The organism is Paenibacillus sp. 01T422, assembly GCF_056398785.1.
Map to the genome: position 1 here is coordinate 1 of NZ_JBFTQB010000132.1, position 11676 is coordinate 11676.

12 protein-coding genes are annotated in these 11676 nt (G+C 45.6%); 3 read left to right on the top strand and 9 right to left on the bottom strand.

Annotation, left to right across the window (positions count from 1 at the left end; all coding sequences use genetic code 11):
- The 4 genes from AC1DUA_RS10105 to AC1DUA_RS10120 form a co-directional block, all read right to left on the bottom strand.
- Positions 1-1279: NAD-dependent malic enzyme (locus tag AC1DUA_RS10105; RefSeq protein WP_477499609.1), on the bottom strand; the 1279-nt coding region annotated here is incomplete at its 3' end.
- Between the two features lie 16 nt (positions 1280-1295).
- On the bottom strand, positions 1296-2822 hold the full coding sequence (locus tag AC1DUA_RS10110; protein ID WP_477499610.1) for a tripartite tricarboxylate transporter permease: 1527 nt from the start codon (positions 2820-2822) through the stop codon (positions 1296-1298).
- 1 nt (position 2823) lies between these two features.
- Positions 2824-3285 (bottom strand): tripartite tricarboxylate transporter TctB family protein, encoded by a 462-nt coding sequence (locus tag AC1DUA_RS10115; protein WP_477499611.1) that lies wholly within the window; start codon positions 3283-3285, stop codon positions 2824-2826.
- Between the two features lie 52 nt (positions 3286-3337).
- A complete protein-coding gene (locus AC1DUA_RS10120; protein ID WP_477499612.1) occupies positions 3338-4426 on the bottom strand; it encodes a tripartite tricarboxylate transporter substrate binding protein in 1089 nt (362 codons plus the stop codon).
- A gap of 197 nt (positions 4427-4623) precedes the next feature.
- Between AC1DUA_RS10120 and AC1DUA_RS10125 the strand changes: the two genes are divergently transcribed.
- Positions 4624-6261, top strand: coding sequence for an ATP-binding protein (locus AC1DUA_RS10125; RefSeq protein WP_477499613.1), 1638 nt, complete (start codon positions 4624-4626; stop codon positions 6259-6261).
- Positions 6230-6949, top strand: a complete 720-nt coding sequence (locus AC1DUA_RS10130) for a response regulator (RefSeq protein ID WP_477499614.1) — start codon at positions 6230-6232, stop codon at positions 6947-6949. Before AC1DUA_RS10125 ends, AC1DUA_RS10130 begins: the two co-directional genes overlap by 32 nt.
- A gap of 64 nt (positions 6950-7013) precedes the next feature.
- Here AC1DUA_RS10130 and AC1DUA_RS10135 read toward each other — a convergent pair whose 3' ends face one another.
- Positions 7014-7619 carry a DedA family protein gene (locus tag AC1DUA_RS10135; RefSeq protein WP_477499615.1) on the bottom strand — a complete coding sequence of 202 codons (606 nt, stop codon included), beginning with the start codon at positions 7617-7619 and terminating at the stop codon, positions 7014-7016.
- 272 nt (positions 7620-7891) lie between these two features.
- Between AC1DUA_RS10135 and AC1DUA_RS10140 the strand changes: the two genes are divergently transcribed.
- Positions 7892-8401 (top strand): C40 family peptidase, encoded by a 510-nt coding sequence (locus AC1DUA_RS10140; protein WP_477499620.1) that lies wholly within the window; start codon positions 7892-7894, stop codon positions 8399-8401.
- Positions 8402-8495: 94 nt separating this feature from the next.
- On the opposite strand, the gene AC1DUA_RS10145 is transcribed toward AC1DUA_RS10140, so the two are convergent.
- Genes AC1DUA_RS10145 through AC1DUA_RS10160 form a run of 4 tightly spaced genes read right to left on the bottom strand, consistent with a single transcriptional unit; the run spans position 8496 to position 11307 of the window.
- On the bottom strand, positions 8496-9218 hold the full coding sequence (locus tag AC1DUA_RS10145; protein WP_477499616.1) for a polysaccharide deacetylase family protein: 723 nt from the start codon (positions 9216-9218) through the stop codon (positions 8496-8498).
- A gap of 27 nt (positions 9219-9245) precedes the next feature.
- Complete coding sequence (locus AC1DUA_RS10150) at positions 9246-9536, bottom strand: phosphatase PAP2 family protein (RefSeq protein WP_477499617.1); 291 nt, start codon at positions 9534-9536, stop codon at positions 9246-9248.
- A 2-nt stretch (positions 9537-9538) separates the two neighbouring features.
- On the bottom strand, positions 9539-10636 hold the full coding sequence (locus tag AC1DUA_RS10155) for a HAMP domain-containing sensor histidine kinase (protein WP_477499618.1): 1098 nt from the start codon (positions 10634-10636) through the stop codon (positions 9539-9541).
- Positions 10633-11307, bottom strand: a complete 675-nt coding sequence (locus AC1DUA_RS10160; RefSeq protein ID WP_477499619.1) for a response regulator transcription factor — start codon at positions 11305-11307, stop codon at positions 10633-10635. Before AC1DUA_RS10160 ends, AC1DUA_RS10155 begins: the two co-directional genes overlap by 4 nt.
- Positions 11308-11676: the final 369 nt, after the last annotated feature.

An 11676-nucleotide genomic window follows, 5' to 3' on the forward strand; every position in this document is an offset into this window, starting at 1 on the left:
CGACAGAAGCAATCGCTGCGGAAGCTGCAAGCTTCATCTCTTCATTAATCGTGGCAGCCTGACAGTCCAGAGCCGAACGAAAAATACCCGGGAAACAAAGAACATTGTTAATCTGATTGGGGAAATCCGAGCGGCCTGTGGCAATAACGCCGGCCATATCTTCAATTTCGTCGGGATGAATCTCAGGTGTTGGATTCGCCATCACAAATAAGGCAGGACGTTCCGACATACGCTCCACATCCGACCGCTTCAATACGCCTCCCGCAGATAAGCCGATGAACACATCAGCTCCATCGATCACTTCATGAAGGGAGCCTGTCCGCAGGTTAGGGTTCGTCCGCTTCGCGTACCCGTTCCACATCGGATTGGTATAGTCCGCCGTGCGAACTAGTGCGCCTTCCCGGTCCACCCCGATCAACTCTTTCACGCCTGCTGCCAGCAAAATGTTGGAGCAGGCAATGCCTGCTGCACCAACTCCGCAAATGACAACTTTGGCTTCTTCAATCCGCTTGCCAACAACTTTCAGGGCATTGATAAGCCCTGCGTACAAGACGACTGCTGTACCATGCTGGTCGTCATGAAACACGGGAATGTCCAATTCCGTGCGCAGCCTCTCTTCAATCTCAAAGCATCGCGGTGATGAAATATCCTCCAGGTTAATGCCGCCGAAGCCAGGCGCCAAATGCTTAATTGTCGCAACGATTTCATCCGTGTTCTGAGTGCTCAAGCAAATGGGAATCGCATCAACATCTGCAAACTGTTTGAACAGCATGGCCTTGCCCTCCATAACCGGCATCGCCGCATATGGCCCGATATTGCCAAGCCCGAGAACTGCACTGCCATCGGAAACGACGGCGACCGTATTACGCTTAATCGTAAGCTTGTAAGCATTGTCCTCATTCTCATGTATAGCCATACAAACCCTGGCGACATCCGGTGTGTACACCCGGGAGAGATCGTCCCTGTTTTGAATGGGTGCTTTGGGTTTCATCTCGATTTTGCCACCGAGATGGAGCAAAAAGGTGCGGTCAGACACGTGAACGAGCCGCACGCCTTCAAGATCTTTCATCCTTGCTGTTATCTTATCCAGCTGAGTTTGCTCCGTAGCGGACACGGTAATGTCGCGAACCGTCCAATTCGCACCAGTTTGGATGACGTCAATTGCGATAACGTCCCCGCCGTTTTCTGTAATGACCGTAATCAATTGACCGAAGTGGATCTGCTCCGTCTGAAGCTCCAAACGTAGAATAATGTTTTTACCACCCATTGTTTGTTTCATTTGAACCCCCCGTGTTTTATCCTTCCTCGTTCACAAGAACATTTTTGCCTCTCAATTTCATCATCAGGGGAATGCAAATCCACAGAACCCCAATAATCAGGAACACGAGCGAAACAGGTTTTTGCAGGAAAATCATGAAATCGCCGTTAGAGATGGTAAGCGCTCTTCGCATATTGTTTTCCATCATTGGACCGAGAATAAGACCGAGTACTAACGGCGCCAACGGATAATCATTTTTAGCCAGGAAGTAACCGACCAGACCGCAACCCATGATGAGCATCAAATCAAAAGTCGAATACTGAACCGCGTATACGCCAAATACGGAAAAGACGATAATTAATGGAATTAAATATCTCGTCGGTGTTTCAATCACTTTAGCAAACACTTTAACCAGAGGCATATTTAGTACCAGAAGCATAAGATTGCCGACAAACATGCTGGCAATGACGCCCCACGCAAGCTGCGGGTGATCCTGGAATAACAAGGGACCTGGCTGTACATTGTACATAATGAAAGCCCCCATCAGAATCGCCGTGGTACCTGAGGAAGGAATTCCCAATGTTAATAGCGGAATCATCGCACCACCGGAGGCGGCGTTATTCGCAGATTCCGGCGAGGCTACGCCTTCAATAGCTCCTTTGCCGAATTTCTCAGGGTTTTTACTAATTTTTTTCTCCACGATATAGGCAAAAAAAGAAGCAAGAATGGCGCCTGCGCCTGGCAGCAAGCCAATAAAGAAACCGAGCACAGAACCGCGTGCAATAGGTGCCGCACTGTCCTTCAAATCCTGCTTCGTCGGCAGTATGCGATTGATTTTGGCCAGCTCGCCATCGTTGCCTTCACGCTGGAGAATTGTTTTAAACACTTCCCCAACAGCAAAGGTACCGACGGCGACCGTTAGGAACTCCAAGCCTTGATACAGCTCTGGAATGCCGAAAGTGAATCGCTCCACACCCGAAACGCTGTCAATGCCAATCGTCGCAAGCAATAGACCGAAAGCCGTCATTATGAGCGCCTTCACCATGGATTTGCCGGCTAGTCCACTAATGGCAAGCAGCCCAAGCACCATGAGGGAGAAATATTCGGCTGGTCCGAATTTAATAGCTACTGCTGATAAGGGCCGAGCCAGGAAGATCAACCCGATTAACGAAATAATCCCGGCTACGAAGGAACCGATTGCTGAGATCGCAAGCGCTGCCCCTGCTCTGCCTTGCTTAGCCATTTGGTAACCATCCAGCGTTGTAACGACAGACGATGACTCCCCCGGCGTGTTCAGAAGGATCGATGTCGTCGAACCCCCATACATCGCGCCGTAATATACTCCTGCCAGCAAAATGATTGAACTTGTTGCTGCATCCTCTGGACTTAAGCCTGCAGTCATTGTTGCGGTGATCGGGATTAAGAGCGCTACGCCGCTCATCGGACCGATTCCGGGAAGCACCCCAACGACGGTACCAATTAATACTCCGAGGAATACGAAAATGACATTATGCCACTGCATGGCAGTGCCTAGACCGTGTAGCACATAATCAACTGTACTCATATTAAACTCCCCCTAGCCATGTTGGGAATCCGGGAAGCGATCCATCCAGCACATTGACGTACAAATAATAAACACCATAAGAGAAACACGCGGCAATGAGAAAGGAAACCCACACCTTCCCCTTTYGCATCGTTTGGAACCCAATCATCAAGAACAGAAAAGTGGAAATGACGAAGCCGATTTCTTCAAGGAATAGGGCATATAAGACCGCTGCGATAAAAATGATACCGAATCTTTTGTAATCCAAGTTTTCTTTGCTTTTTTCTGCACGCTGTTTGCGAAAGGTCTCATATATGAGACGAATGCTCATCAATGACAGGAAGGAGCCCAGGAACATGGGGAAAATGTTGGCACCAACATTACTCCCGTAAGCGCTGGTGGAAATACCTAAGGAACCAATAATAAACGCCACACCAACGGCGAAAAAGGCGATGCCGGCATACCGGTCAAACATCGTATTCATCTCTCTTCCTCCCAAGAGCAAAGGAGAAGAGAACCCTCTTCTCCTTTGCCTTCTATTTCTGCATGCCAAGCGCTGTCAGCATGTCTTTAAGCTGGGTTTCTTGCTGGCTTAAGAAACCTTTGAACTCATCAGCTTTCTTATAATCAGTTTCCCAGCTGTTCGCTTGCATTTCTTTTTTCCAAGCTTCGGACTCTACCATTTTCTGAATCGTCGCTTCCCAGTAGCTTTTGGCATCCGCACTCATGTTCTTCGGTCCAAAGAAGCCGCGCCAGATCATGAACTCCGCATCAACGCCTTGTTCTTTCATCGTTGGAATATCCTTGAAGCTGCCACCTAGACGGGCCGGCGCGGCAACAGCAAGGATGCGGATCTTACCTGCTTTCACATATTGATCCAAGGAGGAAGCATCTGTCCCCAACACATCGGCATTTCCGCCAAGCAGCGCTGTAACGGCTTCTCCACCACCGTCATAAGACACATATTTGACCTTCTTCGGGTCAATGCCATATTTAAAGGCTGGAAGAATGGAAACGAGATGATCCATTGATCCGGGAGCCGAACCTCCGGCAACGGTAATCTTCGTTGGATCAGCTTTCATATCGTCGAGCAGCGATTTCAGATCTTTGTATTTCGAATTTGCCGCTACGGCAACTGCGCCGTAATCTTTGGTCAGCTGTGCTAGAGGCGTCGTATCGCTGTAACCGTACGGTGTGTTGCCTTCTTTTTTCAAATGATTAATCAGGATCGGAGGTGAACTGACAAACAGCTTGTAATTGTCTTTCACGTCTTTCGTCGCGTACTCTGCCATGAATACAGTGCCTCCGCCGCCAGGTTTGTTCTCAACGGTAACCGGTTTATCGATGACTTTCGTTTCCGTTAATACCTTGGCAATGGTCCGGGCTGTCATGTCCCAACCGCCGCCAGCACCCGAAGGAGCAATAATGCTAACCGCTTTCTCCGGATAATTCGATTTCGCCACGGACTCCTTGCTTTTATCCGCGACTGCTGTTGTTGCCGCCGGTTTGGCTGCGTTGCTTCCGCAAGCCACCAAACTAACGGCAAGAAGGCTAACTGCCGTTACTTTCCACGATCCTGTCACAAGCTGTTTTATCAAAAGAACCCCTCCATCGTTGGATTTCATTTTTTTGTATGCGCTTTCTTTGAAGCGTTTTCAGAATAACATCCGTCCGTGCTTCTTGGGAAGTTTATGGAGATTAGTTGTATTAACGTTGTTTTGACCATTTTGTTCATATTGTTCACGGACTCGGACACCCTATAACCATCAAAATGATAGCGCTTTATGATACAATACAAGCAAAAAAGGGGGCCTATTTGGCAATGAAGCTGCAAACAAAGTTGATTTTGATTATTTGCTCTCTCCTATTTTTGGTCATTGTCAGTTTAGGCAGCATCTTTTATTACATCATGACTACAGCTCTGGAAGATCAGATCGGAACGCGCGCGCTCAAGGTTGCAGAGACCGTTGCCAGTATGCCCGAAATTCGTCACGCCTTTCAAACAGCCGATCCGTCCACCATCATCCAACCTATCGCCGAAAATGTCCGTGAAAAAATAGATGCCGAGTACATCGTGGTCGGGAATCGCGAAGGCATTCGCTATTCCCACCCTCTTCCCGAACGAATAGGCAAAGAGATGGTCGGCGGCGACAACGGCCCCGTACTAGAGGGACAATCGATTATTTCCATGGCGGTTGGCTCCCTTGGCCCCTCCCTCCGTGGGAAAGCTCCTGTTCTAGATGATCACGGCGCCGTAATCGGCATCGTTTCCGTTGGATTTCTGACCAAGGATATTGACACCCTTACGACTGTTTATCAATCACGCATTGAGCTAATATCACTCATCGTGCTTATTGTTGGACTTATTGGTTCTGTGCTAATTGCACGCAACGTCAGAAGTTCTATACATGGGCTAGAACCCAAGGAAATTGGTGAACTCTACACGGAGAAACAGGCTATTCTGCAAACCATTCGTGAAGGGATTATAGCGGTAAACCGTGATGGCATCATCACAATGGCGAACCGCTATGCCTTGCAGCTTCTAGAACTGCCCCTCAGCGCAAAGATTACAGGCAGACACATTGAAGATTTAATCCCCAATACGCGTCTGAATGAGGTAGTACGAACAGGGGAAGCCGAGTTCGACCATGAAATGCTGATTGGAGACCATGACGTCATCGTAAATCGTGTGCCCATCGTGAGTAGGAAACATGGCGTAACCGGCGCCGTCTCCAGCTTTCGAAGCAAATCCGATCTTTACCGCTTGGCTGAGGAGCTATCACAAGTGAAACGCTTCGCAGAAGCTCTACGAGCTCAGACGCACGAATTTTCGAACAAACTGTATGTCATTTCCGGGCTTATCCAGCTGGAATCGTATCAAGAAGCTGTCGATCTCATTTCCAAGGAAGCGGACGTTCATCAGAATTGGGTTCAGTTCATTATGCATGAAATCCCTGATCCGATGATTGGGGGGCTGCTGATTGGCAAATTTAATCATGCTCAGGAGCTTAAACTGACGTTTGAGCTCGACCATGAAAGCTCGTTTGCGGATATTCCAGAGGCTATCGATCGCAATTTGCTCGTCACTATTATCGGTAATTTGGTTGATAATGCCATGGAAGCCGTTCTGGCTGGCGGGGAACATGTAACCCCTCTTGTGAAACTATTTTTAACCGATCTAGGTGAAGATTTGATTATTGAATGCGAGGACCGGGGTGTTGGTATCTCTGATCAAGTGGGCAATGAAGTGTTTACCAAAGGATTCTCAACGAAGACAGGCGAACATCGAGGCATAGGTCTCGCGTTAGTCCAGCATGCCGTACACAAACTGAATGGTTACATCACTTATCAAAAAAATCCGGTAGGCGGTACCATCTTCATCGTCGCCATACCCAAACATCCCTTTCCCACAGCAAGGAGTCCTATCCATGAAACTGGAACGTCAACAACCGACAATTGAAGTTTTGATTATCGAGGATGATGTGAAGATCGCTGAAATTAACCGTAGGTTTATTGAAAAAGTAGAAGGCTTTCACGTTGTCGGAATTGCTACGGACGAGATGCAGGCCAAAGAACAGTTAGATATCTTACGACCTAATCTCGTCCTGCTTGATGTTTATTTTCCAGATGCCAATGGATTGGATATGCTCTCTTATATCCGACAACATTACCGGGATACCGACGTCATTATGATTACCGCGGCTAAGGAAGTGGAGACTATCAAAGAAGCCGTTCGCAGCGGAGCGTTCGACTATATCATGAAGCCACTTATTTTCAACCGGCTGCAGGAAACGCTGCTGCGGTATCTGGATTTTCATCGCGAGCTGAATCGATTGAATACCAGCAGCACGATTAATCAAGGCGATGTAGATCGCCTATTATCCGGTTCGGGCAAGAAGGAGTCCCGCTTTGAGGCTCCATTCCTCCCGAAAGGCATCGACAAACTGACGCTTGTCAAAATCGTTCAAGCGATTTCTACAGCGGCAAGTGGCGTGACCGCAGATCAGATTGCCAAAGAAATTGGCGTCAGCCGCTCGACAGGACGCCGTTATCTGGAGTATTTGGTCTCTTCGGGCGAGGTCTTCGCCGATCTTTCCTATGGCGTCGTCGGACGTCCAGAAAGAGTGTATAGGAAAAAGGAATCGTAAATGACAGTTTCAAAAAGCAAATACCTCCAGCTCTCTCGATCGGAGAGTTAGAGGTATTTTACTTTTATGAGGAAAATCTGCGTTGACGTACCCTCATTTTAATTGCTAACAAGCTGAGACCGACTATACAAGCCGCGACGATCAGCCACATGGGATGATGGACATGCACCCATACGTGGTGCCACACTTTCCCGAGCTTTTGACCCAGAAAAACAATCACTAGAATCCATGCCATTGCTCCAAAATACGAAATACTCATGAATTTAGTGAACCGCATCTTTGTAGCCCCTGCAATGAAAGGCGCAGCATGTCTAAGTCCAGCTACATAAAATCCTATTAATAATAAGATGGCTCCATGCTTTTTGAAATGCATGGCCCAACTTTCTAATCTGCTTTCGGTAAGCTTGATCCACTTGGTTACTTTGCTAATTCGCTTCAATCCGATACTCTGTCCCAGAAAGTAATTAACCGTCATCCCAGCACAGGCTCCAAGCCAAGCAAAGCCAATGATTCCGCCTAATTGCAGATTCGTTTTAACCGCTATATAACCTGCTCCTAACAGGATAATCTCGATCGGAAGGGGTATTCCTACAATTCCAATGAAGAGTGCTACAAAGATACCCGCATAACCGTAATGGGTAATTAACATGATCATGGAATGATGATTCATTTCTCTTCACCTGCCTCGCATTGATCGTATCACAGGAACGGAAGAAGAACATGAGAGGAAGATTACAAACAAGTACTTCCTTCTTAACCGGATTGTCAAGGTATTTCTGCTCATCCGATTCTCATGATCTTCTAATGATTGTCCTGAAAGCTTGATTGCTACTAGTATTCCCCCATGCCTGGTAATCTATAGGTCATTGCGGATGTGTTAAGGTTGTACCAGGTGAAAACCTAAAACACGATCCTGAAGGGGGATGTCCACTCATGAACACCATGACAAAGAACCGCCTAAGTAAATCGCTATTAGGACTCACACTTAGTTTAACCTTATTTGCGTCTGGTAACCTAATTATGGCGCCGCAATCCGCACAAGCTGCAAGTGCAGTCTCTACAACAGCTGCTGCGACAGCAGTTTCTGGGAAAGCAAATAGTATCATKRCAACTGGTAAACAATATCTAGGAGTGARATATAAATTCGGTGCTWYAAAAGGCARYACYAGTTCTTTTGATTGCTCATCTTTTACGCAATATGTRTATRGCAARWATGGGATCAGTCTTCCCCGTTCGTCGAAACAGCAGTCACAGGTAGGGACTTACGTGGCTAGAAATCAGCTTAAACCTGGTGATCTTGTCTTTTTCTACTCACCAATTCAYCACGTTGGTATCTATATAGGTAAYGGAAARATTYTGCACACGTAYGGCAGCCCTGGTGTTACGATTTCTGATATGAACACTGGATGGTGGAGTAAAAATTACAAAACAGCCCGTCGAGTCCTTAACTAACTGATATGATCAAAAGGCCTCTCTTCAGTTCGCAACTGAAGGAGGCCCTCTTCTATATGGCAGGATTACTCTTTTTCTTGCATATGCTAAAAAATCAGGCTCCTCTTATCCAATGATCGTCTACTTGAATCTGCTTATCAACTCGAAGAAAAGTGAACCCACGCCGTGTGTATTCTTCCAGAAATTCGCCCAAAGCTTCTAACATATACATTGGCGCATTATGATCAGCGCCGAAAGTCTGCCCGCTATCATGCAGCACGATGATATCCGTATGCTTTAATTTCGTCTGCAACTTGTATTTGATTCTTTCCTTGCCTCCACTGCTGCTCCAATCACGAACCATTAACGACCATAAGACTAATCGAAATCTCTTTAGTAAGAACAAATCAAATATATTGATAATCCCCCATGGCGGCCGGTAATAAATAGGTCGGATACCGATGATGTTTTCAATTGCTTTTACGGAGTCATGTAGTTGTTGCCTAACTTTTTTGGGTGTCATCAATGCATTAGCCCAGTGTACATAGTTATGAATCCCTATCAAGTGTCCTTCTTTATGCATTCTTAGGATCAGTTCTGGATATTTTTCAGCTTTGGAACCAAGCACAAAGAACGTAGATTTGATTTGAAATGTTCGCAAAAGGTCAAGTAATTGCGGTGTATACTCCGGATCTGGGCCGTCATCAAACGTCAGAGCAATCCCATGCCTCTTCTTCCCTTTGCAATATACGCCGAATCCACCTAAACGAACCATCAGTGTAGGTAAAATTGTATAAACGAACATAATAATTAGTATGGAAGCAAGCACTTTGATCATGCCGATCACACTCTCCCGGATGAAAAGTTATTCTGTATCTGTCATGAATTTGCTAACGACTTTCTTCCTCCAAATTTTACCCTCCACTATTTCATACCAATGAATAACGCGATTTAACCTGTTTCGTGCTTTTGGAACCCTACTGAATAATTGATGTACCGCAGCCGCGGCAGCTATTCCCAGCACTGCTCCTGCCAATACATCGGATGGATAATGAACCCCGGTCCATACTCTTGAGAAAGCAATGCACGCTGCCAAGGCAAGCCAAACGATTCCTTGAGGAAGATGAGAAAAAATGAGAAATGAAAGATTGGACAAGTTTACAAAGTGGGGAATCTCATACTTACTATTGTTCCGATCTTCTCCTGACTGCTGACCGTTATTTCTCCCTGATAACTGTTCACGAGTCGCTTCGCAATGCTTAACCCAAGTCCTGTTCCTGCTATCTCACGACTTCTTGCCTTATCCACTCGATAGAAGCGGTCGAAAATATAAGCTAATTCCTCTTGAGGAATTCCAACGCCATGATCTGTTATGGTGATTTGAATCTCTTTGTCTAGGGTGATTCCCTCAACGTTAATTCTCTTATCTTCGTTCGTGTATTTAACAGCGTTATCTAACACCTCCAAAATGGTTATAGGCGTTCGAAGTTCATGAGAAGCATCTTCTACAAATTGCTTCTGTTGACGAAAGGACGCTTCGAGTTGATTCATCAATTCATTAAAGAGCTTCGCTAAACTGGATAATTCATCCCCATTTTCTAACTGAACAACCCGCTCCTTAAGTCCATTCTCTTTCACGCTCAGAATCGTCGATGCCAACGTTCGAATAGGACGCATGAACTGCCGGGCAATGGCTAAACCACCGATTCCGCTTATGAAAATAGCCAATATCCCGCCGATTAACATCACCCACAATATCGTCTCGCTAAAGTGATCGAATGTTTCCAAATTGCTTGCCAGCTCGATCGTCCCAACAAACCCAGAGGTTATTAGTGGACTCCTATAGATTAGAATATGCTCCTGCTGATAGGTAATGTCGAAAAGCTCTGGCGAAATAATTGACTTCGGTGAAACCCAGCTTTCATTAAAATGGTTTGTGACAGTGAGCTGCGTACTTCCGTCCTTATCAAGGATGCGTATCAACTGATTTTTCCCAATTATTTTCTCCAAATAAGATCGGCTATCCGTCACTTGCAAGGTCTCTGATTTCGTTAATTTCTCGTGAAAATAGTCTTCAAGCTGAATCATATTGACTTGCATTTGATCTTCCTCTTGCTTCATCATCCACTGTTTAAGCACGACATATTGGGCCAAATTATAGGTTGAAAATATGAAAAAGATTAATGCCGTAGCTCCTAACATGAGCTTCCATTTGATCGGGAGACGTCGCAGTCTCATTCTTAGACGTTCAATCATCTCATGACATATCCTATTCCTCGTATTGTATGAATTAAACTAGTTTCACCGTTATAACCAAGTTTGTTTCGCAAATATCGCACATAGACATCGACCACATTCGTCTCGACCAAAGAATCATATCCCCACACTTGATCCAGAAGCATATCACGCGTTAAAACAAGATGATGATTTTTCATGAACATCACTAATAGATCGAACTCACGTTTCGTAAGCGATACGATCTGCTGATCCTTATAAACCAAATGGGCATCTACATCAACCGTAATATTCTGAAAAGAAAGCATGGCACGCGGGGAATCTTTTTCTAATTCCATACGGCGGAAAATAGCTCTTATTCGAGCTAATAATTCTTCAATAGCAAATGGTTTGGGCATATAGTCATCAGCACCGCTATCCAAGCCAGACACGCGATCAACAACACTGTCTCTGGCTGTCAACATCAAGACTGGTGTCTTCTTCGCTGCGCGAATCCGGCGGCACACCTCAATGCCATTAAGTCCCGGCAGCATGATATCCAACAGGATTAAGTCCCATTCTTCTTGAAGCGCTAATTCCAATCCAGATTTACCGTCATAAGCTACCTGCACTTCGAATGATTCATGCTCCAGCTCCAGTTGAATAAATCGAACTAAGTTTTTTTCATCTTCGATGAGCAATATTCGTTTCATCGTTATCTCCCTGCCTCATCTTTAAGGTCTACCAGGAAATGTATCCCCCCGCGTAGTTTGAAGATCTAGATGCTTTTCTATACAAAATTATACAACAGAATCACATATGTTAATTCTAACTTTAACTTCCCTACTGTATCAATATAGAATGAGAATTTAATGAGATCTATTCCTATAACGTAGCTATTGCTGCATACCTGAACAAATTATTTGCGCAAAATAATAGGCATTTGCTTGATTCCAAACATCATCCAACTATCGATTCTCTCTAATGAACGGGAACGATCGAGATAGCAATCAGGGAAGCGATTAAGCAGCGTTTGAATGGCAATTTTACTTTCCAGGCGAGCTAATTGTGCTCCTAAGCAG

Coding starts and splice junctions, on each gene's coding strand:
- AC1DUA_RS10110 (WP_477499610.1), bottom strand. CDS start 2,822: ATGAGTACAGTTGATTATGTGCTACACGGTCTAGGCACTGCCATGCAG.
- AC1DUA_RS10120 (WP_477499612.1), bottom strand. CDS start 4,426: ATGAAATCCAACGATGGAGGGGTTCTTTTGATAAAACAGCTTGTGACA.
- AC1DUA_RS10125 (WP_477499613.1), top strand. CDS start 4,624: ATGAAGCTGCAAACAAAGTTGATTTTGATTATTTGCTCTCTCCTATTT.
- AC1DUA_RS10130 (WP_477499614.1), top strand. CDS start 6,230: ATGAAACTGGAACGTCAACAACCGACAATTGAAGTTTTGATTATCGAG.
- AC1DUA_RS10135 (WP_477499615.1), bottom strand. CDS start 7,619: ATGAATCATCATTCCATGATCATGTTAATTACCCATTACGGTTATGCG.
- AC1DUA_RS10145 (WP_477499616.1), bottom strand. CDS start 9,218: ATGATCAAAGTGCTTGCTTCCATACTAATTATTATGTTCGTTTATACA.
- AC1DUA_RS10155 (WP_477499618.1), bottom strand. CDS start 10,636: ATGATTGAACGTCTAAGAATGAGACTGCGACGTCTCCCGATCAAATGG.
- AC1DUA_RS10160 (WP_477499619.1), bottom strand. CDS start 11,307: ATGAAACGAATATTGCTCATCGAAGATGAAAAAAACTTAGTTCGATTT.